At 68.4% G+C, this 21593-nt stretch carries 23 protein-coding genes and 5 pseudogenes; 9 read left to right on the plus strand and 19 right to left on the minus strand.

The features are described 5' to 3' along the window. The 3 genes from ABZ624_RS38740 to ABZ624_RS38750 all read right to left on the minus strand — a co-directional run. The coding region (locus ABZ624_RS38740) for a hypothetical protein (RefSeq protein WP_360099600.1) at nt 1-290 on the minus strand (290 nt) is incomplete at its 3' end. A 1293-nt stretch (nt 291-1583) separates the two neighbouring features. Beyond that, nucleotides 1584-1853 (minus strand): hypothetical protein, encoded by a 270-nt coding sequence (locus tag ABZ624_RS38745; protein ID WP_360099602.1) that lies wholly within the window; start codon nt 1851-1853, stop codon nt 1584-1586. Between the two features lie 198 nt (nt 1854-2051). Beyond that, complete coding sequence (locus ABZ624_RS38750; protein WP_360099604.1) at nt 2052-2603, minus strand: GNAT family N-acetyltransferase; 552 nt, start codon at nt 2601-2603, stop codon at nt 2052-2054. 137 nt (nt 2604-2740) lie between these two features. Here ABZ624_RS38750 and ABZ624_RS38755 point away from each other — a divergent pair, with 137 nt between their 5' ends. Then, nucleotides 2741-2959 carry a hypothetical protein gene (locus ABZ624_RS38755; RefSeq protein ID WP_360099606.1) on the plus strand — a complete coding sequence of 73 codons (219 nt, stop codon included), beginning with the start codon at nt 2741-2743 and terminating at the stop codon, nt 2957-2959. Nucleotides 2960-3281: 322 nt separating this feature from the next. Here the strand turns inward: ABZ624_RS38755 and ABZ624_RS38760 are convergent, their stop codons facing one another. Beyond that, nucleotides 3282-4136 carry a hypothetical protein gene (locus ABZ624_RS38760; RefSeq protein ID WP_360099640.1) on the minus strand — a complete coding sequence of 285 codons (855 nt, stop codon included), beginning with the start codon at nt 4134-4136 and terminating at the stop codon, nt 3282-3284. 94 nt (nt 4137-4230) lie between these two features. Then, nucleotides 4231-4464, minus strand: a pseudogene (locus ABZ624_RS38765) (DnaB-like helicase C-terminal domain-containing protein); the annotation flags it as partial. A gap of 368 nt (nt 4465-4832) precedes the next feature. On the opposite strand from ABZ624_RS38765, the gene ABZ624_RS38770 reads away from it, so the two are divergent. After that, nucleotides 4833-5315 carry a hypothetical protein gene (locus ABZ624_RS38770; RefSeq protein WP_360099608.1) on the plus strand — a complete coding sequence of 161 codons (483 nt, stop codon included), beginning with the start codon at nt 4833-4835 and terminating at the stop codon, nt 5313-5315. Nucleotides 5316-6375: 1060 nt separating this feature from the next. Here ABZ624_RS38770 and ABZ624_RS38775 read toward each other — a convergent pair. From ABZ624_RS38775 to ABZ624_RS38785, 3 genes and pseudogenes are all read right to left on the minus strand, one after another. After that, nucleotides 6376-7108 (minus strand): annotated as a pseudogene (locus tag ABZ624_RS38775) (helicase associated domain-containing protein); the annotation flags it as partial. A gap of 529 nt (nt 7109-7637) precedes the next feature. Next, on the minus strand, nt 7638-8345 hold the full coding sequence (locus ABZ624_RS38780) for a haloacid dehalogenase type II (protein ID WP_360099610.1): 708 nt from the start codon (nt 8343-8345) through the stop codon (nt 7638-7640). 47 nt (nt 8346-8392) lie between these two features. Further along, nucleotides 8393-8851, minus strand: coding sequence for a hypothetical protein (locus tag ABZ624_RS38785; RefSeq protein ID WP_360099642.1), 459 nt, complete (start codon nt 8849-8851; stop codon nt 8393-8395). On the opposite strand from ABZ624_RS38785, the pseudogene ABZ624_RS38790 reads away from it, so the two are divergent. Further along, a pseudogene (locus ABZ624_RS38790) lies at nt 8736-10343 on the plus strand (MFS transporter). The gene ABZ624_RS38785 and the pseudogene ABZ624_RS38790 overlap by 116 nt on opposite strands. 18 nt (nt 10344-10361) lie before the next feature. Here ABZ624_RS38790 and ABZ624_RS38795 read toward each other — a convergent pair. After that, nucleotides 10362-10961 (minus strand): TetR/AcrR family transcriptional regulator, encoded by a 600-nt coding sequence (locus ABZ624_RS38795; RefSeq protein ID WP_360099612.1) that lies wholly within the window; start codon nt 10959-10961, stop codon nt 10362-10364. A gap of 161 nt (nt 10962-11122) precedes the next feature. Between ABZ624_RS38795 and ABZ624_RS38800 the strand changes: the two genes are divergently transcribed. Both ABZ624_RS38800 and ABZ624_RS38805 read left to right on the plus strand, forming a co-directional pair. Further along, on the plus strand, nt 11123-11293 hold the full coding sequence (locus ABZ624_RS38800) for a hypothetical protein (RefSeq protein WP_360099614.1): 171 nt from the start codon (nt 11123-11125) through the stop codon (nt 11291-11293). An 88-nt stretch (nt 11294-11381) separates the two neighbouring features. Beyond that, entirely contained in the window at nt 11382-12032 is a 651-nt protein-coding gene (locus ABZ624_RS38805) for a peroxiredoxin-like family protein (RefSeq protein WP_360099616.1), read from the plus strand. Nucleotides 12033-12290: 258 nt separating this feature from the next. Here ABZ624_RS38805 and ABZ624_RS38810 read toward each other — a convergent pair whose 3' ends face one another. The 5 genes and pseudogenes from ABZ624_RS38810 to ABZ624_RS38830 all read right to left on the minus strand — a co-directional run bounded on the left by ABZ624_RS38810 (nt 12291) and on the right by ABZ624_RS38830 (nt 13891). Continuing rightward, a complete protein-coding gene (locus ABZ624_RS38810) occupies nt 12291-12623 on the minus strand; it encodes a hypothetical protein (RefSeq protein WP_360099618.1) in 333 nt (110 codons plus the stop codon). Between the two features lie 57 nt (nt 12624-12680). Next, complete coding sequence (locus ABZ624_RS38815) at nt 12681-12806, minus strand: hypothetical protein (RefSeq protein WP_360099644.1); 126 nt, start codon at nt 12804-12806, stop codon at nt 12681-12683. Nucleotides 12807-12898: 92 nt separating this feature from the next. Beyond that, nucleotides 12899-13048, minus strand: a pseudogene (locus tag ABZ624_RS38820) (ATP-dependent DNA ligase); the annotation flags it as partial. A 307-nt stretch (nt 13049-13355) separates the two neighbouring features. Further along, nucleotides 13356-13754 carry a hypothetical protein gene (locus tag ABZ624_RS38825; protein WP_360099620.1) on the minus strand — a complete coding sequence of 133 codons (399 nt, stop codon included), beginning with the start codon at nt 13752-13754 and terminating at the stop codon, nt 13356-13358. Then, nucleotides 13751-13891, minus strand: coding sequence for a hypothetical protein (locus ABZ624_RS38830; protein ID WP_360099622.1), 141 nt, complete (start codon nt 13889-13891; stop codon nt 13751-13753). The genes ABZ624_RS38825 and ABZ624_RS38830 overlap by 4 nt, the downstream gene beginning before the upstream one ends. A gap of 44 nt (nt 13892-13935) precedes the next feature. On the opposite strand from ABZ624_RS38830, the gene ABZ624_RS38835 reads away from it, so the two are divergent. Together ABZ624_RS38835 and ABZ624_RS38840 are read left to right on the plus strand one after the other, a co-directional pair. Then, nucleotides 13936-14751 carry a hypothetical protein gene (locus ABZ624_RS38835; protein WP_360099624.1) on the plus strand — a complete coding sequence of 272 codons (816 nt, stop codon included), beginning with the start codon at nt 13936-13938 and terminating at the stop codon, nt 14749-14751. Between the two features lie 132 nt (nt 14752-14883). Beyond that, nucleotides 14884-15489 (plus strand): hypothetical protein, encoded by a 606-nt coding sequence (locus ABZ624_RS38840; RefSeq protein WP_360099626.1) that lies wholly within the window; start codon nt 14884-14886, stop codon nt 15487-15489. Nucleotides 15490-15533: 44 nt separating this feature from the next. Here ABZ624_RS38840 and ABZ624_RS38845 read toward each other — a convergent pair whose 3' ends face one another. Continuing rightward, a complete protein-coding gene (locus ABZ624_RS38845) occupies nt 15534-16190 on the minus strand; it encodes a TetR/AcrR family transcriptional regulator (protein WP_360099628.1) in 657 nt (218 codons plus the stop codon). A gap of 119 nt (nt 16191-16309) precedes the next feature. Here ABZ624_RS38845 and ABZ624_RS38850 point away from each other — a divergent pair, with 119 nt between their 5' ends. Further along, the gene (locus tag ABZ624_RS38850) at nt 16310-17251 is read left to right on the plus strand and encodes an alpha/beta fold hydrolase (RefSeq protein WP_360099630.1); all 942 of its coding nucleotides are present in this window, start codon (nt 16310-16312) and stop codon (nt 17249-17251) included. 157 nt (nt 17252-17408) lie between these two features. On the opposite strand, the pseudogene ABZ624_RS38855 reads toward ABZ624_RS38850, so the two are convergent. Next, a pseudogene (locus ABZ624_RS38855) lies at nt 17409-17540 on the minus strand (IS630 family transposase); the annotation flags it as partial. Continuing rightward, nucleotides 17537-18076: a winged helix-turn-helix domain-containing protein gene (locus tag ABZ624_RS38860; protein ID WP_360099632.1), complete on the minus strand. Its 540-nt coding sequence runs from the start codon at nt 18074-18076 to the stop codon at nt 17537-17539. The pseudogene ABZ624_RS38855 and the gene ABZ624_RS38860, both read right to left, overlap by 4 nt. A 519-nt stretch (nt 18077-18595) precedes the next feature. On the opposite strand from ABZ624_RS38860, the gene ABZ624_RS38865 reads away from it, so the two are divergent. Then, nucleotides 18596-19429, plus strand: coding sequence for a PIG-L family deacetylase (locus ABZ624_RS38865; protein WP_360099634.1), 834 nt, complete (start codon nt 18596-18598; stop codon nt 19427-19429). Nucleotides 19430-19468: 39 nt separating this feature from the next. Here the strand turns inward: ABZ624_RS38865 and ABZ624_RS38870 are convergent, their stop codons facing one another. Together ABZ624_RS38870 and ABZ624_RS38875 are read right to left on the minus strand one after the other, a co-directional pair. Further along, on the minus strand, nt 19469-19600 hold the full coding sequence (locus tag ABZ624_RS38870; protein ID WP_360099636.1) for a hypothetical protein: 132 nt from the start codon (nt 19598-19600) through the stop codon (nt 19469-19471). Nucleotides 19601-20125: 525 nt separating this feature from the next. Beyond that, entirely contained in the window at nt 20126-21307 is a 1182-nt protein-coding gene (locus tag ABZ624_RS38875; protein WP_360099638.1) for a hypothetical protein, read from the minus strand. Nucleotides 21308-21593 lie beyond the last annotated feature (286 nt).

A 21593-nucleotide genomic window follows, 5' to 3' on the forward strand; every position in this document is an offset into this window, starting at 1 on the left:
CTGGTGGTGAGGGTGTATCCCTTGTCGACTTCGTGCAGCACGTGATAGTAGGCGCCGCTCGTTAGCTGGGCGTTGAGGAAGGTCGTGCACTCGGGTCCGCCCGCGTCCGCCTTGTACCTAATTCTCAGCACACCTGTGTGGTCGTTCCTCGGTGCGCGTTTGAGCAGCGGGAAGTCTGTGTCGGAGAAGGCGACCACGTTGAGCTGCTTCTCGCTCAGGACCACGGCTTGCGCTCTGAGGTCGAGGCTCGCAGCCTTGCCCTTCGGCTGTCCGGCGGAATGCGACACCACGGAGTGGACCTTCGCCTCAGACCCGCCACACGCAGCCGTGACGCCCAGCGCCATGGTCACTGCCACGGCACACACCGTGCGTCGGACCGCGTTCATGTGTACCCCCTGTGATCCAACCCTGCTGGCCAGGGGAATGTAGCAGCGCTCAGGCCCTTACTTGGTATGTCCGGCAGGGCATGTGCGGAGCCATAAAGCTGCATGAAGCGGTGGGTCGTCTCCCTTGTCAGGCTAGGCAGAGGCTCGGTGTGGTTGCCGACACCGGCAACGGCGGCTCCACCGCCACCCTCTGTACCCAGGACCGATTGCTCGCTTGAGCCGGGACGATCCCCGCACAAGACGGCGGCACACGCCCGCTCGCGCAGCCACGTCCCACGTTCCCCTCCGCCTGGTCAGGTGAGTTTGGCGTTGGTCGTGGGCGGCGCGGATGTTTGTCCAGCCGGCCAGGGTGACGGCGAGACGTTCAAATCGGCCAGACAGTCGACACGACGCCCCCTGCCTGGCCCGGTCCGCCGCACAGGCCCCGGGCGCGGCGCCGGTCCTGCGGCCGCTGCGCCGGTCGATGCCGCCGCTGTGAGCGCTCCGGCCCGCAGCAGGGCCATGTGCACCGTGTGCGGCCGCCGGCCGCCGGCGATGCCACGGGTGGAGTTCTGCTTCACCTGCTCGCCGGGCGGCCCGGTCTCCCCACCGCCCTGTCTGTGCTGTGGCTCAACCCGCTTCTACTATGCGACAGGGCTGCGCGAGCGCTGCCATCCGTCCGCGATCCCGCCGCCGGATTCGTGCACCAACTGTCTGGCCTGGGGCGCCACGCGGAACCTGGCTGGCTGTGCAAGGGCTGCGCCTCCTGGTGCCGTAACTACACCGTCACTGCCGCCTCCACCGTGTGCCGGCATGACGCAGTCCTTGACGGGGACGGGGTCTGCCGGCTGTGCCGTAAGCAGGCCACCCGCACCCGCACCCGCGGCGCCCACGCCCTGATCTCGTGGCAGGAGGTGGGCCGCTTCGGGCAGCGGTTGTTTCTTGCCGATCTCTTCTCCAGCCGCCATCGCGGCGCTGCGATCACTCCGCCTGCATCGCTGTGCCCCGTCGCGTTGCCGCCGCCCACCCAGCGTCAGCTGGTTCTCTTCGAGGCTGTCCGCACGCTGCGCCGCCGTGGCATCGAGGGGCTGGCCCGGCGCGCCGATGTGCATCTGGCGGGACCGCCCACGCCCGACGCGCCACCCCAGGGCCGAACGCGCTGGTCCGCCACAGCCTCGCCAGGGCTGCACTCCACAGACCTGCACGACTTCCGCGAGGTCACGCCCCGGTATCTACCCGCCCACCGGCCACGACCCCGCCCGGTCGCACAGCACTGTCACTGCCACCCGCCGCGCCCCCGTGCGCGTCGGCCATCTGCGCGAGGACGTACCAAAGACGGTCAGCGCTCCCGGGCGGCCACGGAGTGAGCAGCTGCCCGGTCGCGGGGTCGAGCTCACCGTGCCACTGGGCGTAGAGAGCGGCCGGGTCGTCGGCCAGGGCGCGATCCAAGGCCGCGGGGTGACCGAGCGACTCGAGCCGATCGGTCACCGTACGAAGCGACCCCCACACCAGCCGCCTGCGCCCCTTGAGCACCCGACCGATCCGCGCGGCCCCCATATCTGCCGGCACCGCACCAGCGGGCGCGCCCTGCATACGCGGCCCGGCGAGACGGACCAGCACGTTGTCTTCCAGTTAGGTCAGCGGAACCCCGCGCTGCTGCTTCAACAGCGCGCGGACCCCCTCGCATTACCCGCCGATCACGATGCGCGCGTACTTCCTCAGCCCGGTCCGGTAGCAGGGCTTGCAGGGTCGCCGCGGGTCTCCCGTGCGCTTGTGCTGGCACCTCTGCTTCAGCGCCTGCTCGGCCTGCCTGATGGCCTCCCTGTTTTCCTGGATCTGCTCTGGCGTCGACTCGGCAACGCCGAGTCGGAGACGCTTGGCGAGGGCTTCGCCGCCAGGGCTGAGGGGGGCCTTGAGGTCCATTGGTTGCGGGCAGGCGTGGGCGAGATGGGCGAGGGCGAGTGTGGCAACGCCTTGGCCGCGGTACTCCGGTTTCACGTAGATCAGCTCGATGGAGTATCGCTTGAGGTCTGCGGAGAAGAACCCGGCTGGCTGTCCGTTGATGCGGATGATGGCGGTGCGGAGGAATCCAGCGACGGCGTATCCCGGGACCATGTGGCCGGTGCGGTCCTGTTCTTCGACAAGGTAGTCGGCGTACATGCCGGTGAGGACGTCGACGTGTTCGTCCGAGGTTGGGTCGAACGGGTCGGCTGCCATTGTTCGCTGGGTTGATTCCACGATGGCCAGTCTTCCAGGCAGAGCAGGACTTGTGGGGCATCTGGCGCGGGTGTTGAAGCGTGATGCCGGGGGTGAGCGCCTGTGCGCCTGGCACGCCCTCTGCCCGGCCAGCGGGGGCGCAGCGCACGGTTGAACGCATGGGGGACGTCAGGGAAGTGTGCGAGGGCCGCGGTGACGGCACGGACTGCCCGAACGGGGAAGTCTTCGAACCCGGCGAGGCGGGGCCGCGGTGCGAGGAGTGCCAGCATCACTGGGAGCTGGACGAGACGGAGCCGGCACGCCGGGCGGGCGAGGATGCCGGGCTGACCCGGCCGATGGGGGACCCGCGGGAGGCCGGACCGGGAGCCGCGGCGTAGCCGTACGTGGTTCGACTAGAGCCAACCGCGGGCACGAAGCCGCACAACCGCTGCCCGGTGCGCACCCTTAATGGCCCTCTCTTGCTCGGCGGACAGACCCCAGTTGTGACGGTCCATGAAAGCGACCGGCCCCCTCAGCTTGATCTTCCTGTCCTCCGGGTCGTACTCCTCCATGCCGCTGTCATCTTCATCTTCGTCTTCGCGCTGCCAGGGGCGCTGAGTTCCCAGTACGTGCTGTTGCCTCCACCCCCCTCGATCGCAGCGCGAATGTCCTGAAGAGGAGCGTCACCGAAGGTGATCTCTCCGTCGGCCGTGACCAGGGCTACCGCATGGGCTCGTTGGTGCGGCCGGGCACGAAATGCTTGAGATAGTCGGTGGTTGCCCTGGGCTCGGGTGATTCGACCGTAGGCTCGGGTGCAACTTCGGGCTGCTCGGCTGCCCATGCGCGGGCCGGCACCTGCGCTGCCGAGAGGGGTACCTGCATCATGTCAGCCTGCCACATCACCTTGCTGAAGAACGTCTCCGCGATCGCAGAGAACGGCAGGTTCCACGGCATCCCGAACGACTTGATTTCCCAGCCGTTCGCCCGGGCCCGGTCCGCGGAAGCGCTGATCCGGCCGATCGTGCTGTTCGCGGCCTGCATGTTGTTGACGCCGCCGCGCTGGTAGTAGGCGGCGGAGTCCTTCGCCGCCCGGTAGATGAAGTTGAAGAGCTGCCCGAGGCTGAAGGCGGCGAGCGCGTCTGCGAGGGCGGTCCGGGTGCCGTCGCCCTGCTTCATCTCCAGGTGGTGCTCGCGCAGCTTCATGTCGAGGTAGGCGCCGGCCTGGGCGATCGCCAGTTCCTCCCACAGCTCGCGCCACTGCCGCAGCCACGGGTCGGGCCACGGCCCCTCACGAAAGACCCGGTTCAGCTCGGCCAGAAGGCGGGGGACACGGGCGGCCAGGTCGGTCTCTGCGCCGTTCAGGTAGTAGCTGACCTGGCCGAGATAGAAGCTGCCGGTCGGCTTGTCGTCCTCCCACAAGAACGCGTCCGGGTCGGAATCACGGTGGGAGCAGATCAGTGCGCGGGACTCGGCGTGCAGCAGGCGACGCTCGTAGTCGTTGCGCAGTCTTTCCGGCGCCCAGCGGCGCTCCTTCAGCCAGATCGCTGTTGGTGTGGTCAGGCCGGCGTTCTCCACGGCCGGGTCGCTGAACAGGGCGTGCAGTGCGACGGCCTGGAACAGTGTCAGGTCCTCGGTCGCCGTCCTCGATGGCTGGGCCGCCGTCCATGACGTGGCGCAGGCCCACGCGGGCGCGGGCGGCGAGCACCCGATGCATGACCTCGCCCTTGCCCATCACTATGGAGTGCACGAGCGTGGGGCGGCTGGAGGCGGAGTCGGCGACGGCGATTCCGAGGGCCAGAGCGCTCTTGCCCATGCCGGGGCGTTCGGCCACCACGATGGCGTTGCCGGGCCCGCATCTCGACCACCGCGCCGACGACGAACCCGGTGACGGCGGCCGTCTCAATCGGCTGTTCCGGGCCCGCAGGTGGTCGTGGAGGTCGTCGCCGAGTCGGCCGAAGCGGGCGTCGGCTTCTCCGTCACCGGCCGCCAGGTAGTCGAGTTCGGCCTGGTGATGGTCTGCGGGGGAGTGTCAGGTGGACCTCGTCGTCTGGGTGTCAGTGGCTCAGGTGCGGTGACCTTGTCGTTGACGTTGGAGGGTGGTGCGCACTCGTTGCTGGCATGAGTGAGGAAGGGCCATGTGAATCAGTCGTTGACGGAGTGATCGGCCAGCCAGTAGCTCAATGCCCTGCCGGGGTACGCAAGCACGTGTGGCGGAGCTTCGTTAACGCTGGCCTCCGGCGGAGCGGGCTGCTGTCCTGGCGCGCCGACGACTTGGTCTCCCAGCACCACACTCTTCTGGAGTTCCTTGCCGCCCGTCGCAACGTCCGCGACGCGGAAACCAGCGCAAAGGCGTTCGCCGGCCTGTTCGAACACCGGTGGTGGCCAACAGGAGCGGATGAGCCATGGGACGCACCAGAAACGGAGGAAACCTCCTACCTGGGGTTTGCTCTCGACGCCTGGAGTGACACCGACAAGGCCGCCGAGGTGACCAGCGCACTGCAGCGGATTGCCGCACATGGTGGCTTTGCCGGTCGCCACTTTCTGGTCAAGCAGGCAGTACAGGGAACCGCGCTGCCACACTCCGTCCGATCCACCCTGGCCTCCACCCTGGTGGCATCCGTCGGAACGCCATGCCAGGACCCGCTCGAAGCCCTCACACAGTCAGCAGACGCGGTGCTATTGGCCGAACTCGGGGATGAGCGCGGCGGGGGTGTCCGGCGAGGTGCGTCGGACAGGGTCGCGAGTCCGGTTTGATGCCGGACAGGTGCCTGCGGCGGCACGGTCATCTCATGAACACACAAGACAGGCCCAGTGGCCCTGGCACGGCGGGTGAGCACGCTTGTGCCCCTGCGGATGACCCGGTTTTCGCTGATCTGCTGAAGAAGCGTGCGTTGGCCGCTATAAGTGAGGTCTCCGCAGGAGTGTTCCGCGCTGTCGGGACTTGGTTGGTTGACACACTACGAGGCGTTGACGGGGGCGGCGATGCCTGAGCACGAAGATGATCTCAGGGTTACGGACCCCAAGGGGTGGCTGGAGTTCGTCCGGTCCACCCGAAAGCGCTGCTCTCCGCCGCCCTCTCTCCGGACGATCTGTGCGCAGGCTCGGGCTCGTGACAAAAACTGCACCATGGCTCCCAGTACGGTCGGTGATGTTCTGGCAGGGAAGGTATGGCCCGCTGCTCAGACCGCCGCCTGGCTCGGTCTGGGCATCGGTGGGCCTGAGACGGCCAAGGCCTTCCGCCAGGCATGGGGCGTTGCCCAGGCGTGGCGTAAGCAGGCCCAGTTCGACTCTGCGTGGCACAACGCGGGTAACCGGCCGACGGGAACCGAGGCCACCCTGGGAGGGAACCCGTGCGGCTTGAGCGGCGGCGTCTGCCCCGAACACGGAGAGAGTCTTCGCTCTGCGTCCGGGAGGTCTTGGTGTACCGCTGACGGCTGCACTCGGGAATGGGATTACAACCGCCTGAATTCAAATCTGTAGTGAGCCGAAAACGTACAAGATCACCAACAGGGACGGTGACAGCATCTACGTTTGCGTCGGGCATGCACTGCAGTTGTCCCGCAGGCTTGATGGGTGCATGGTCTTCCACGACCCGCCCCCACCCCGCTCTGGTGCTGACTCGCCGCCAGCCAAGCAGGCCCCCCTCCCACCGGCTGAAGGGGATTCACCCGAGCGGAGGTCGAGAAGACCGACCGAGGGGCTGGGGGAGGAGCTGACCGAGCGCTGAGGTCGAGCGGCAGGACGGCTGGCCCTGCGTCAGTGGGGGCGGATGTGATCGGCCTGTCCGCCCCGCGGCTGATCCGTAAGCCGCCTTCTACGTCCTGCCGATCGGTGAGAGTTGTCCGATGCGTTCCGGGGAGAGGGTTGCGGCTCGGCTGCGTTGGTTGCTGATCCATGCTCCGAGCCGGACCTCCTGTTCCTCGCCGCTGCCGCCGTCCCTGTTCCCGCGAGCGATGATCCGTTCGACGTGCTTCCTCGGCACCCTCAGATGCCCCTCGCGCTGCTAGTACTGTCTGGCGGCGGCGTAGTTGAGGGCCCATTCGTCGGCTTGGCTGCGGCGCGGCTTGGGTTTCTCGTCGTCGCTGGCGGGTTGGATGCCGAGGACCTGCTCCAGCATCCACTGCTGCACGGTCGTAAGCCGGTCCCGGCTGAGCCGCTGCGCCCGTACCCACCGGTCCAGGTCTTCGCCCTGGTGCACGAACTCGCCCGACTTCATGGGCAGCTCGCCGCCGGCTTCGAGGTGGAGCCGGGTGAGGTGGAAGGCGCGTTGCCATTCCACGGGCCAGGCGGGGCCACCAGGACGGGGCGATCTCTTCCAGTTGTTCGCGCCGTTCCTCCGCCAGTGCCCCGGCCGCAGACTCCACCGGTAGTCCCTCGGCACGCCGCTGGTCGTTCTCTTGCGCCTTCCGGGCGGCGGCCCGTGCGTTCTTCAGCCAGATGCCCACGCGGTATCCCTGGTGGGTGGCGTCCAACGGCGCGAGCAGGGGCCCGTTCTGCTCAGCCCACCCGCGCGCGGCGGCGAGTCCTTCTTCCCAGGGGTTGGCCACTGTCTTCGCCGTCCAGGCCAACCGCACGGTGCACAGCATCCGCCGTCAGCTGACCGCGATGCTCGATGCCGGCGGCAAGGACACGGTGCGCGCCTACCTGACGGACGAAGCCGAGACACGCCTCGCGGACCGGCTCAACGGATGGGAAGGAGTCACCTCCCGGCCCTGGCACGCGACGACGCCTTCTGCAGCGGCGCATTCGAACTCTGACCCAACGAGGCGCTGCCCTGGGCTCTGCCCAGGTGTGGAGATGCCTGTGTCGGAGTGGCCACGCTGGCAGCAGCTGCTCCCGCACCCTGGCAGGTCCGGGGGCGCACGCGCTGGGGCCGTCGACCTGCGCTGAAGGCCCCGCAGGAGGTCCCGGTGCCGCCCTTCACTCTGCCTGCCCCCGTTCGCTCTGGCCCGCCCAGTCACTGCCGTCCCCGGGTCACCGGACTGGACGCTCGAGCCGAAGTTATGGACAGGGTTTGTGGGCTGTCCGTTGTCCGGCCGTAATGAACCTGAACCGGTCCTTCGGCACCAGCTGGCTTTACTTGGTTGGTGCGGCGGTCCGTCGGTCGGAGGCCAACACATCCGCAAGCTCTTGCAAGTCTCGCGCAACGTGCCTCGGCGGGGTCATCGTCTGCGGGTACGCGGAGGCTCCGCGTCGCAGCCACGCACCCTCCAAGCCGGCTCGCTGCGCCCCATCGATGTCCCAGGGATGCACGGCGATCATGAGCACCTGGTCGGGGCGTACGCCGGCTCGTTCGACGGCGTAGTAGTAGGCGGCTGCGGCCGGTTTCCAGCAGCGTGGACCGCTCACGTCAGAGAGGCACTCGAAGCGGTTCAGTACGCCGGCCTTGTCCAGCAGCCGCTCGGTCAGGGCGACGCTGCCGTTGGTCATCGTCGTCAGCCGGTAACCCTCATCGCTCAACTTCCCAACTCCGCCCGGAACATCGGGATGCACGTCCAGGTCGGCGAGGCCGTCCAGAATGTGCCGCGCCGCCGCATCGCTGTCTCCCGCCCAGCCGTCCAGCCCGGACAACGCCGCTTGTAGTCCGTCACGTGCGACGTCCGCGAAATCCGCGTACGCGCCCGCGGCCGTCAGCGCGAAGCCGTCCCGCAGGACCCCGGCGAACCAGGTCGGCAGCAGATGCCCCGGCGCACCCACCTCCTCGAAGCGGCCACGCAGCGGCGTGAGGTCGCTGAGCGTCTCGTTGACGTCGAAGACGAGCACTGGGAGCTGGTCGGCGGGCATGCTCTCCTCCTCTTGGTATCCGTAGGACGCATCGGATGCGAGGCCTATCAGGCTGCGAGTACCCGCCCTGCGTGCAGCTGCTGCAGCAGCGGGGACGCCTCGTCCGTTTCGGCGTGCTGCCGGGGTACGGGCAGGCGGAGTGTGCGGAGGGTTCGGGTTTCCAGTGGTACGGCGGCATCGCGGCTGCGGCCGTGTTCCAGCAGGCGGCCCAGGGCCTGTCGGATGCGGGTGGCCGGCTCGTCGATGCAGATACGTTCCTCCGCATAGGCGTGGACGAGGGCGTGGAGCCGGAAGCCTCCGTGCGCGGTGCGCTCGATGAGGTGCGCTGCCGTCAGGGTGGCGAGGTGATGCTCGGCAGTGGCGGGTGGTTCGCCCAGGAGCGCGGCGGCCGTGGCGGCCTCGATCTCCTGCGGCGGATGGAGGGCCAGCAGGCGCAGCAGCCGTCGCGCGCCCTTCGGCAGCCGTGCGTCGGAGGCGGACAGCGCGCTTAGCGGCACCCTCGTCATGTGCGCCCTGATGGGCATGGCGGCCGGCGGCATGCTGCCCGTCGTCTACGCCCTGATGACCGAGAGCCTGCCGCCCGGCCGGCGCGCGGCCATCCTGGTCCTCCAGGCCGGCCTCACCACCACCGGCGGCTCCATGGCTGCCTCCGGGCTGGCCGCCGTCCTCATCCCGCTGGCCGGCTGGCGCGTGACCTGGTTCGCCCAGCTTCCCCTGGTGCTGATCCTGATCGCGATGAACCGCTGGATCCCCGAATCGGCCGCCTTCACCACCCGCCAGACGCGAACGGCGAAAGTGCCCGCCTCCGCTCTGTTCAAGCGCCCGCAGACCGCCAAGACGCTGGTGGTCAGCGCCTACGCGCTGGCCTGGGGCCTGGTCTACTGGGGCTTCATCACCTTCCTGCCCAGCCAGTTGGAATCCGCAGGCCGGCACGGCATGTCCGCCGCCACACTGCTGTTCATCTCCTCGCTGCTCGCCATCCCCGCCTGCGCGCTCGCCGCTTGGCTGTACATAATTGGGCGGCTTCAACGACATCTTCGCCAAGGCCAGCGAGGCATACAGCCAGACCGGCCCCGCCACGGGCAAGCCACGCGGCGCCCTGGTCAGCGCCCCCAACGCCCAGTGGACGTACGCGACGCTGGCGCTCGGCTCCGCGATGGCCATGTTCATGTACCCGCACTTGATCACGGCGACGCTGTCCTCCCGCAGCCGCGACGTGATCCGGCGCAGCACCACGGTGATGCCCCTCTACACCCTGATGCTGGGCCTGCTCGCTCTGCTCGGCTTCATGGCGATCGCGGCCGGGGTCAAGGTCACCAACGGGCAGCTGGCGATCCCGCAGCTCTTCGAGGACATGTTCCCGGCCTGGTTCGCGGGGGGGCCTTCGCGGCGATCGGCATCGGCGCGCTAGTGCCGGCGGCGATCATGTCGATCGCTGCGGCGAACCTGTTCACCCGCAACATCTACAAGGACTTCCTCAAGCCGGACGCCACGGCGAAGCAGGAGACGCGCGTCTCCAAGCTGGTGTCGCTGCTAGTGAAGGCGGGCGCGCTGGTCTTCGTTCTCACCATGGACAAGACGGTGGCCATCAACTTCCAGCTGTTGGGTGGGATCTGGATCCTGCACACCTTCCCGGCCCTGGTCGGCGGCCTGTTCACCCGCTGGTTCCACCGCTGGGCGCTGCACGCGGGCTGGGCGGTCGGCATGGTCTACGGCACCCTCGCCGCGTACGGCGTCGCCTCGCCGACCCAGCAGCACTTTGGGGGTTCGGCGAAGGAGATCCCGGGCATAGGCGAGATCGGCTACATCGGCCTGACCGCGTTCGTGCTGAACGTGGCGGTGCCGGTGGTCGTGACCTTCGCCCTGAAGGCCGTGAAGGCCCCCGAGGGCTTCGACGCTACGTCGCCCGGGCACTACACGGCGGATGTGGCAGAAACCGAAGCGACGGCGGCCCCCATCCTGTGTCCGGGCACGTCACCTCCACCCAACCCTAGCTGAGAGCAGATCCATGCACGTCTAGGCCGCCGCTCGGGCTCCGATCGAGTCCAGGGCGGCGGTCACCGTCGTGCGCAGGGTCGCGGCATCCGCACCGGTGCGGGAGCGCAGGTTGACGCCGTAGGCGAGCAGCGCCAGCAGGTCCGCGGAAGTGCCGGGATCGGCACCGGGGGACAGCTGCCCCTGCTGCTCGGCCGTGACGAGCGCCGCGTACATCGCATCACGCAGCTCCTGGTGGTGCTGGTTGAGGACGGCGCGCACCTCCGGGTCGCTGTTCTCCGCCCCGGCATGCGCGTTGGAGACCATGCAGCCCCAGCGGGCGTACTCACCCGAGCAGCGGGCCTCGACCAGGCCGCGGAAGAACTCGGAGATCGCGGGCAGTCCCCGCTCATCCTCGGCCAGGCGCCGGAACATCGGCTGGGACCGCTGCTCCAGGTAGCGGCGCAGCGCGGCGAGGTAGAGCTCCTGCTTGCCGCCGAACGTGGCGTACAGACTGGAACGGTTGAGCCCGGTCGCGGTCACCACATCCTGGATCCCGGTCGAGGCCACGCCCTGCCTCCAGAACAGCCGCACCACGGTCTCCAGGGTGGCGTCCGGATCGAAGTGCTTGATGTCCGGCATGGTCCACCCACCATCCTGAAATGAGGATTCCAAGATACTCCCAGTTCAGCACGCCGCAAAGGTGCCGAGAGGTACAGAGCAGCACAGGCCCCAGCAGCGCGGTGTCTTCCAGGTTCGTCCACGATCGCCCCAGGGGTGCAGCGCGCCGGGACCATGCCCCCATGGATCGCATACCAGCCCTCTGGGCGGCCGCGTACGGGTCACAGACCCCCCGCGTGCGCCGCTGCCTCGCCCGTCGCGCCGTCCATCTCGCCGCGTTCATCAAGGCACTTGCCCTCGCCGACCACCGCCCGTTCACCAGCCTCTGGCTCACCGGACTTCCGCACGACTAGCGCAGGACCGCGCATACCCCTATCTTGGAACGGCCATTTCAAGATTCATTGGTCCCGCTCTAGTCGCCGACCAGGAGGAACCAGCACCATGACCACCCTCAACGCCGAACTGCGCACCTTCTACGAAGCCCGCCAGCAGCAGATCCCCACCGAGATCCGACAGATCATGCAGCGGGCCGGCCAGGAACTCGCCGACTCCGGTGAGGCCGACCGCGCCCTGACCGTCGGCGCCCGGGCCCCGCGCTTCCACCTCCCCTCCGCGACCGGGCAGACCCTGGCCCTGGACGACCTGCTCGCCGACGGCCCGGTCGTGCTGACCTTCTACCGAGGTGCCTGGTGCCCGTACTGCAACATCGCCCTGCGCTCCCTCCAGCAGCACCATGAGGCGATCACCGCCCGCGGCGCCCGCCTGGTGGCCGTCTCCCCGCAGATCCCCGACGAATCCCTCACCCTGACCGAGAAGCACGAACTCGCCTTCGACGTCCTCAGCGACATCGGCTCCGACACCGCCAAGCAGTACGGCCTCACCTTCGACCTCCCTGACGACCTCGCCGCCGTCTACGACAAGCTCGGCTTCGACCTCCAGCGCGTCAACGACGGCCACCCGCGCACCCTCCCGCTGCCCGCCACCTACGTCATCGACCGCGACGGCGAGATCCGCTGGGCCTTCGTCAATACCGACTACACCACCCGCGCCGAACCAGCCGACATCCTCGCCGCCCTCGACGCGCTGAACTGAGCCGACCCACAAGAGCAGCCCGCGGCAGGAGCATCAACTCCGGCTGACCTCGAGTCGATCGAGCGACAGGGTGTCGCCGCAGCCCGACTGACCGCGGGCCGAGGACCCCAGCCGGTTGGGGCTGTGCGGTGAGTGTCGCCCTGGCGACCCTTGTCACGGGTGATAAAGCGAGCCAGACGCCGCTGTGGCGATCTGGCCCCTCGTCGAAGCCTGACCCAGCTGACGCCTGCACGGGCGACGACATCGTGCGGGACACGCTCAGGCGCCGATGAGCGGCACCTGGCGTGGGCTGAGGTCCCCGCGGAGCCTCAGAAACCGGACGGGATGACGGTAACGGCCTTCGTCAACCGCCGTGTCGGCCGAGAACTCTGCGACCAGGTCAGGCCCTACGGGGCGGTAGTCCAGCTCGCCGCGGGTGCCCCATCCGGCGCCGAAGCGACGCCCGTGCCAGGGGTGATCGTGGCCGGCCGGTGGCAACTGCTGCGCGAGCTCGCGACGCAAGGCGGTCGGCAACGGTGTGGTGCCTGCGATCAGCCGCAGGCGACCTGCGCCGTCGTACCGGGCCAGCAGGAGCGTGCCCGGGGACTCCAACGCCCCGGTCACCCCGCCGATCAGCGCCTCACTGGTGAAGCGTGACCGGACCTTGATTCAGGCACGCTTGCCCGGCAGATAGGGCTGCTCACCGCCCTTGACCACCACTCCCTCAATACCGGCGGTGCCCCAGGACGGATCCAGCCAGTCAAGCGCGATCGCCCGGTCCTCGTGGCGGGGCACAGCGTGAACGGAGCGGTCAGGACCTCGCGGGCGAGGCAGTCCTCCGGAATCGCGCGCCGCTCGCGATACGGCCAGGCGAGCAGCTCGGTGTCCCCGATCTCCAGGACGTCGAAAACGATCAGGCAGGCCGGGCGTTCGGCCGCCGCCTGAACTGCGCTGCGGCCTCGGCGGCAAACACGACGATGCAACTCCCCGAATCTCAGCCGCCCCTGGAGCGGCAGAACGAGCTCACCATCCAGCACAACCGCCTCGCCCAGCTGGGTGGCCGCGGTGACGATGTCGGGGAAGGCGCCAGTGAGTCAGCGCCCTGGCGGGACTGGAGCATCTCCATGCCGGGACGAGCAAACAAGATAGCCCTGAAGCCGTCTGGCTTCTGCTCCGCCGTCCAGTTGTGCGGCAGCTGCCCCGTCCGGGGGCAGCTGCCGCCGGGCTTCGGCGAGCATCGGCTCGATCGAGGGAGTCAGGGCCACACGTCGCGACTTCGCGCAGTTGCCCGTTCTCGCGCGTTGAGCGGCCCCCCGAAGAGACCCAGGTCAGGGGCGGCGGCTGTCATGGCGGGAGAGTTTGACTGCGGGTGGGCAGGGGGACGACGGTGGCGCCCTGGCGCAGGGCGTGGTTTTCGAGGGTGAGCTGTCGGATGGCTTCTTCGTACAGGGCGAGGGTCCGGCGCAGGTCGGTGTTCTCCTTCCGTAGTCGGTGAAGGGGCGTTTCCTTCCCCTCATCGGCTCTCGGCCGGCCGGTGTCCGCCTCGGCGCGGGCCGCGGGGATGCGGGGTCGGAAGTGCGTGTCGATGAGGCCGGCGTAGTGGCGGTGGAAGGTGGCGTGGGGGATGCCGAGGTGCCGCTCGATGACGGTGACGGTCGGGCGTTGTCCGCTGGCGGACGCCTCTTGAAGGACTGTGTCGATGGTGGCCTTGACGGTGTCGGCGTCGGGCAGGACACGTTTCACTTGGTGCACTCCGGATCGTGGCGGGCGAGGAAGACGACCGTGGCGCGGTGCTGCTCCTCAAGGCGGTGGCGGATGTAGGGGGCGAGGCGGTCGGCGTGGAGTTGACCGCGGGACCTTGTCGGCTGCGTTCGACACATGGGGGTACAACGTGAAATTGAGAGTGTTGCTCACAGCGGGGGCTGTGGCGCTGGGGCTGCTGGGAACGGCTGTTCCGTCCGCTCTGGCCGACCAGTCTGGTGCCGGACGACTGCGTGTCACCGTCGGCTCGGCTCGGCTGCACGTGAATGGACTCGCTGCCGGTCCGGCGTCCAATGCCACCTGTACCATCAATAAGATCACGATCAATCGGTACAGCGAGTGTGAGTGGGTCGCCATCCACGTCGACGTCATCAAGGTCATCGAGGGCAAGCCTGCAATCGAAGGTACCGTCGACTTCGACGTCAAGCACCAGATGGCCCTGAACGCGAAGTCTGCAATCTGGTCGGAGAAGTTCACCGTCTCCAAGGCGAAGACGACACGTGCGGGCACGGGCGTGGCCGTGGACATCGCGGCGGCTTCCGGTGGCGGGACGAAGGCTACGGTTCGCTTCGCGCAGGGCCGCATTCTCAGCAGCGGCGCCGCGAGCGGCAGCATCGGCTGCACGACAGGCCCGATCGCCACGAAGAAGGTCAACCCCAAGGCGAAGACCCCCTACACGTACACGTTCACCAAGCCCGGTTACACGCCCGGCACCGTCTCCTACGACTCCGTCGTCTACCGGTGCGACAACTTCTTCGGCACCACCGGGTGCGCCATTCCCGAGGTGCCGACCGGTCTGGTCCTGTTCGACAGCCGCGCATCAACGAGGGCATCCACAAGCTGCGCGCCCGCGGCGAACCTGCCGGCGAACCAGCGCACGATCGGGTGGGTGAACAGGCAGGAGAACAACAGCCAGGGCGGTGCCATCACCATCTGGCGCCGCCAGTTCCACGTCATGGCTCACGACCCTTCTACGTGATCGTCTGATCAGGACACCGCGTGTGCTACACCGAGGGGTGTCCTTCCCCGGCCGGAGAAGGGGGGAGGGGAGCCTCTCGGTGTACGGAGTAGGGGGGAGGGGGCCTCTCGGTGTACGGAGTAGGGGGCTTTGATGCTGGTGCACGAGTCCGTATTCACCGCCGACCTCGGTGAGGACGGCTACATCCTCGGGTTTGCCGAGCACGACGGCTACCCAGCCGAGATGCCATACGGCTGGCGCTGCGGCCCCGTCGACAACTCCAGCGCCGTCATCCTCACCACCACCGACACAGGCCCCTTGCAGATGACCGTCCAGGTCCATGACAGTGAGCCTGATCCGCAGGCCGCCGATCAGTGGGAGCCTGCGGAAGAGATGAGCCTGCTGTCCCACGGCGGCCCCATCCACCTGGAACTCCTTGACCCTGGAAACGTCTCGGAGGCATGGCCGGAGGACGAACCTGCCCTCCACATGCCTGCCTCCCCTGACGCAGACCAGCGGGTGAGGATGCGCTTGTACTGTCACGCAGACGACTACGAACCCGGCATCGGCGACCGCGGTGAGCGCCACCTGATCCAACTGTGGCCCGCCCCGGCCACCGACCCCGTGCACCCGCCCATCAGCGACGAAGACCAGCGGGCACGTGCCGAGTACGCCACCGCGATGGCCCGCCAGGCAGAACAGGAAGGTGTCGACTACACCGTCCACCTGACAGGCGACGACCTGGACGCGTGGCACTGACAGCACTACAACGGAAGCGCTTTGAACTCGTCCCAAGCTGACCATCACAGTGACCGAGGGCCCGTCCCAGTGGTCAGGTAACCGGGTGCGTGCCCAGGCCGGTCCAGGAAGATCCGGTCTAGATGGTAGGTGAGCACGGTGGTGGCGGACTCCGCGTCGCGCTGGCCCACCAGGACGCTGGTGCCGAGGCCTGCGGACATGGCCAGCAGCCCGACGGCCGCCGCGTGCGCGTCCACGCCGGGACGCAGCAGCCCGGCGTCCCCCGCCTGCCGCAGCAGCCCGGTAAGGGTCTGCTCGGCCGCGTCAGGATCCTTGATGAACGGCTGCGCGGCGAGGGCCTCGTCGGTCACGGACAGCATGGCGTAAGAGGTGTACAGGTGGTGGAAGAGCCGGCTCTCCTCGTCGACCGGCAGGGCCGCGGTCAGCAGTGCCTCGACCACCGCGCGCGGCCCCGGACCGGTCCCGGTGGCGCGGATCCGGGCGGCCACCCGCTCCCCGAACCTCCCGGCCAGATGGCGCAGTCCGAAGAGCAGCAGCTTCTCCTTGGACTCGAAGTAGTACTGCACCAGCCGTAGGGAGACACCTGCCTCGGCCGCTACATCCCGCATCCCCACCGCGTGCAGTCCGCGGCGCCCCGCGGCCCGCACGAGCGCCTCGGCGATCTCCGTCCGCCGCTCTGCGTGGTCCACGCGCCTGGGCATCCTCCGGCTCCGTTCCTCGGCTCGCGGGCCTGATCTCGGGTGATCGTTCCCGGACCCCTTGATGATACAGCCGTACCATTTTCATGGTACGTTCGTATCATAAACATCGACTGCCGGAGGTGGCCGTGTCCGAGCCCGCAGCAGCCCGACCCCGACCCGACGTCGGCCGTTATGTCAGCGAGGCGTGGCGCGAGCGCTACTTCGCGGCCTGTGACGCGCTCTACGCACTGGGCGCACCCGCGTCCTGGGAGCAGGACGTGGAGACGTCGTACGGAACGACGCACGTGTACCGCTACGACCCCGAGGACCCGGCCGCGCGCGACCGCACCCCCGTCGTCCTGGTCCACGGGGCGGGTTCGTGCTCCGCCGTGTGGTATCCGAACACCCCCGCCCTCAGCGCCGAACGCCCGGTCTACGCCCTCGACACCCCTGGTGACCCGGGCCGCAGCGTGCAGCGGGCCCCGCTGCACGCACCACCCGACGCCGCGCGGTGGCTGGTCGAGGCCCTCGCCGGGCTGGGCCTCGACCAGGTACACCTCGTCGGTTCCTCGTACGGCGGCTGGCTGGCGCTCAACCAGGCGCACCGGGCGCCGCAGCGGCTGGCCTCGGTCACGCTGCTCGACCCCGGCGGTCTGGAGAAGGTGGGCCTGCGCTTCTTCGTCTGGATCTTCGTCAGCCTCTTCGCCACGTTCGCGCCGAAGCGGCTGCGGCCCCGCCTCGCCTCCTGGCTGGAACAGCCGGTCCTCGTCGTGCCCGAGCTCCGCGCCATGGTCCATGCCGGCGTCCGCGCCTACCGCGTCCGCCGGCCCGCGCCGCTGCCCCTCACCGAGGCGGAACTGGCCACCATTCACGTCCCGTTGTACCTGGTGCTCGGCCGCCGCAGCCTGCTGCTGCATCCGGAGCGGCAGGCCGAACGCGTCCCGCGGCTGATCCCGGGCGCCAGGGCCGAGATCATTTCCAGCACCGGCCACGGGCCGCAGATCGACCACGCGGAGCGGGCCAACCGGTTGATGCTGGACTTCATGAACTCCGCGGAGCGCGGCCTGCCGGCGCCCCGTTGATCCCGGTGCGCGGCCGCGCGGGAGGACACGGGGGTGCCTCCCGCTCGCGCCTGCGCTTCCCGGGCCGGCGCCGCTTCTGCGTGGAGTGGACGCCCGGCCCAGGTCCCGGGAGAACTACTGACGTGATTGCCGTGGTGTCGTCATGGTGAGGCCGGTTCAGCCGTGAGCGTTCACCGTGCTTGTAGCAGGCCAGAGCGGCGATGGAGAAGCGGCGCTGGGAGCGTCCCCGGACCCGGATGACGGGTGTGCGTCCGCGCCGGGCCCAGGTCCGTGCGGTGGGCGGCGTCATCGAGAAGCCGGCCTCGTCTTCGAAGCACAGCCAGGCGTCGAGCGCCGCCAGGGACCTTCCACCTGCGGCCAGGTCTCCTTCACCCAGCCCGCCACGGCCTCCTCGTCGCGCTCGATGGCTCGGCGGGCCGGGACCTGGTGGCTGAACCCGTGCCGGTGCAGCATCCGCGCGATCGCCGACAGCGTCATGCTCTTGTGGAACCGGCGCCCGATCAGCGTCTTGATGCGCGCCTGCGTCCACGTCTGGTCCGGCCAGCCATGCGCGACCGGCCCCTTCGCCAGCTCCTGCTCGAGCACGGCGAACAGGGCCTCACTCGGCTTGGGCCGTGACACGGGCCCGGCAGACCCCAGCCCCTCGGTTCCGGCGTCGTGCCAGGCCCGGCGCCAGCGCTGCACCGAGCGCACACTCACCCGTAAGTCCTTGGCGACCTCGGCGTTGCAGGCACCGGCAGCGAATCGCTCCGCAGCCTCCAGCCGGATCCGCTCGCGAAACGCCTGCCGTTCAGGCGTCAGCCCACCACCCTGCGGATATCTCACACAACCGGAATACCGCGACGATCACACATCGTCAGCCCTCAACGACATCACGCCGCAAAGGTCAGTAGTTCCCCAGACGGACAGGCCTCAGCATCGAAGTCTCCTCGCACCATGCGTGCAGGTCAGACGGTTGGGACGTGGCACGGGAATGCCGTTCCCTTCTGCTTCTACTGGTTGTGGGGGGCGGTGCTGGCGGGCGGTGACGAGCGTGCGCCATCGGGTGCGGGTGGCCTGTTCGCCATCCAGCCAGTGCGGCGGCAGTGCCGGATGGAAGTCGGACCGACGTGGCGCTGGAACATGCAGGTCGCGCCTGTACCTCGTTGGCGTTGAAACGCCGATGCCTGGAGCCGGGAACAGCCGGTCCGGTCGGGACGGTTGCATCGACCGAGGGACCGGCGCCGCACGGGCGGGGAGCACGGAGACCACAAGGTCGTCCGCTCCACCAGGGACGGGCCCCAGGGGCGCGGTATCCCGCCGCGCACTCGGACCAAGACGTATTTTCTGCAGGAGGACTGTTTCATGACTGACCGGCCCTTGACGCTCATGGCAGTACACGCCCACCCCGACGACGAGGCCACCGGAACCGGAGGGGTCCTCGCGCGGTACGCGGCGGAAGGCATCCGCACGGTTCTCGTGACGTGTACCGACGGCGGTTGCGGTGACGGGCCGGGGGGTGTCAAGCCGGGTGATCCCGGGCACGATCCGGCGGCGGTCGCCTTGATGCGCCGTCAAGAACTTAAGGCGAGCTGTGACGTCCTGCAGGTCAGCGATCTGGAGATGCTGGACTATGCCGACTCCGGGATGACGGGCTGGCCGAGCAACGACGCCCCCGGATCCTTCTGGCAGACGCCCGTGCAGGAAGGCGCGGCCCGGCTCGCGGAACTCATGCGGCACTACCGACCTGATGTGGTCGTCACCTACGACGAGAACGGCTTCTACGGCCACCCCGACCACATCCAGGCCCACCGCATCACGATGGCGGCGCTGGAGATGACCGCGCTGACACCGAAGGTGTACTGGACGACGATGCCCCGCTCGATGATGCAGCGGTTCGGCGAGATCATGCGCGAGTTTCATGAGGACATGCCGGAGCCGGATCCTGCCGAGGCCGCCGCGATGGCCGAGATCGGCCTCCCCGACGATGAGATCACCACGTGGGTGGACACCACCGCGTTCAGCGGCCAGAAGTTCGACGCGTTGGCCGCGCACGCCAGTCAGGGCGAGAACATCTTCTTCCTCAAGATGGGCAAGGAGAGGTTCGGCGAGTTGATGGGCATGGAGACCTTCGTACGTGTCCAGGACGCCACCGGCGCGGCCATACCCGAAAACGATCTCTTCGCCGGACTGCGCTGACCCGCCCGTCCGACCGGCTGGGAAAGCGCATCGACCGTGTCAGACATGGGAGTACCGGCGGGCCGTGTTGGCGGTGACGTCGTTCACGGTGCCGTCGGGGCGGGTGCGGCGCTGTAGCCGGGCGGTGTCCTCGGTCCGCCACATGATCAGCCGGTGCCCGTCCTTCTCCATACTGAGCGGTGTCTCATGAGACCCGCCCGCCCACCCGTACGTGTCAGGTGCTGAAGACGGCACCTGCTCGGGGGCAAGGTCTTCGTGAAGCCGGAGGAAACGTACGGGATGGTGGAAACGGCCAGCATCGACGGCGGTGTCTGCAGTAACTCAGCAGCGCCCTTGTTTGCGGACACGGCCCAATCTGGTGATCGGGTGAGGGCCGCCCGCGCGCGTTGCCGAACAACCGCAGCTTGTCCAGGGCCGCGATCGGCGGCGCCTGGTCCGAAGGGCCGAGGGCCGGGCGCCGATCCGTACGCCTGCGTGCTGGCCTCCCAAACTCGTCGAGACCTCTGCCCCGTGCACCGCGCCGCCCAGGTCACCGACGCCGGAAAACGGATTGCCAGCCACAAGCATCACTTGGGCTGCGACACGCTGGGCCTGCTCCTGACCGTTTGGTCACCGCCGTCAGCGTCTCCGACGTCGCGGCCGGCGTGATGCTGCTGTCTCGGATGGCCACGACCCACCCCGTTCCGGGCTGCTGTTTCAGCGCAGCTGATCCCACCACCATTTGATGGGGCCAATGTCGACGGGTTCCATGCAGGGGTCGGAGGGTGCGTGCGACCACTCCATGCGCATCTGGGGCAGATCGAGTGTCGGCGGTTCCTTGTGGTCGGTGATCTCCCTGTATCGAGGGATTGCGACGGCCCAGTCCAGATGCCCGCGAATGATGTGCGCAAGGAGATCGACGAACTGGCGCACGTCGTCGCTGCCGGTGTGGGTGAGCTTCTCATGGAGGGCGAGGAACAGCGACATCACACGGTCTCGGACCGCCGTGACCTCCGCCACCGCGTCCTGGGGCGAGCAGCAGAGTTGATGGGCCATGACCCCCACACTGTTGCCCTTCTCCTCGCCGTGCCGTTCCTCCTTTGGGTAGGAGATGAGGTCGTTGTCCCAGGAGATGACCATGTTGGCGGCGTTGGCGGCGGCGACGACGGTGGGATGGTTCCGTTCGGCGTCCGTCATGCGCAGGTCCTGGCCCCACGCCTGCACCTCGAACGCGTAGAGCCCTCCGGAGGAACTGTGCCGTTGCATGGTGTACTCCTCGACCGTCGGGACGATGCCGAGTTCCAGAGCGCTGGACAGCCACAGCTCTCCTAGAACCCATTGCCGCTGCCGGTCCAGAATTCGCTGCATCTGGGTGGGAGTCGCCCTCGCCCGGATCATGTCCATAATTCGGGCGAGGGTGCGTACGAGGCGACTGCCTCCGTTCCTGTCCTTGTCGAGAAGTGTTTCGGGGCCATCGGTGGCACAGGTCATACGGCCGGCTAGGTCGACCATGCGGGCGATCTTGTTGCTGGGACCTCCGGGGCGGCCGGTCAGTCCGATGCTGTTCGTGTCGTGGTGGTGGTTGTCGTCTCCCACGAAGATCCACAGTGCCCACAGCATCAGAATGAACATGCGGTCCTTTGGGGCGGCAGGGCATCCGCGGGCGAAGGCGAGGTCGGAGCGGGTTCCGAACAGGCCCCAGGCTCGCTCCACCGCGTCATCGCCGTACATGTCGTTGGCGTCGGCCCACTCGACACAGGCACGCGCCAACTCCTCGTAGTCGGGATGGATGGCTTCTTCAATGGGACAGAAGAACGGTTGAAGCTCGAATCCGGGGGCGAACGTGACCAATGGGTCCTCCTTGTTCACAGGGGCCTGCATGGCGCGCTGCTCTCGCACGTAGCCGCGATAGTGGGAATTCTGGGACGGGAGAACCGCAGTGGACATGCCCGGACGGGGAAAGGCCGAAGCACTGGCAGCGTCCGGGGGCGCACAGCAGCACGTCGGACGGCTCCCTGCCAGTCGGGCCCTCCTGCGTGGCGTGAATCAGCAGGGCGGCTAGTCGTCAGGCAAAAGCTCGCCGTCCGGGACTAGGTGTATTGATCACGAGCGTTGTTAACGTGGGCCGGTCTTGATCGTGGCGAAGGCCCCCGTGTGTGGTGGAGGTGTCGAATCTTCACCGCAC

The organism is Streptomyces sp. NPDC007205 (assembly GCF_040634095.1).
Taxonomy (GTDB): Bacteria; Actinomycetota; Actinomycetes; order Streptomycetales; family Streptomycetaceae; genus Streptomyces.

Coding starts and splice junctions, on each gene's coding strand:
- ABZ624_RS38755 (WP_360099606.1), top strand. CDS start 2,741: ATGGGGGACGTCAGGGAAGTGTGCGAGGGCCGCGGTGACGGCACGGAC.
- ABZ624_RS38780 (WP_360099610.1), bottom strand. CDS start 8,345: ATGCCCGCCGACCAGCTCCCAGTGCTCGTCTTCGACGTCAACGAGACG.
- ABZ624_RS38785 (WP_360099642.1), bottom strand. CDS start 8,851: ATGACGAGGGTGCCGCTAAGCGCGCTGTCCGCCTCCGACGCACGGCTG.
- ABZ624_RS38795 (WP_360099612.1), bottom strand. CDS start 10,961: ATGCCGGACATCAAGCACTTCGATCCGGACGCCACCCTGGAGACCGTG.
- ABZ624_RS38800 (WP_360099614.1), top strand. CDS start 11,123: ATGGATCGCATACCAGCCCTCTGGGCGGCCGCGTACGGGTCACAGACC.
- ABZ624_RS38805 (WP_360099616.1), top strand. CDS start 11,382: ATGACCACCCTCAACGCCGAACTGCGCACCTTCTACGAAGCCCGCCAG.
- ABZ624_RS38830 (WP_360099622.1), bottom strand. CDS start 13,891: ATGTGTCGAACGCAGCCGACAAGGTCCCGCGGTCAACTCCACGCCGAC.
- ABZ624_RS38840 (WP_360099626.1), top strand. CDS start 14,884: ATGCTGGTGCACGAGTCCGTATTCACCGCCGACCTCGGTGAGGACGGC.
- ABZ624_RS38845 (WP_360099628.1), bottom strand. CDS start 16,190: ATGCCCAGGCGCGTGGACCACGCAGAGCGGCGGACGGAGATCGCCGAG.
- ABZ624_RS38865 (WP_360099634.1), top strand. CDS start 18,596: ATGACTGACCGGCCCTTGACGCTCATGGCAGTACACGCCCACCCCGAC.
- ABZ624_RS38870 (WP_360099636.1), bottom strand. CDS start 19,600: ATGGAGAAGGACGGGCACCGGCTGATCATGTGGCGGACCGAGGACACC.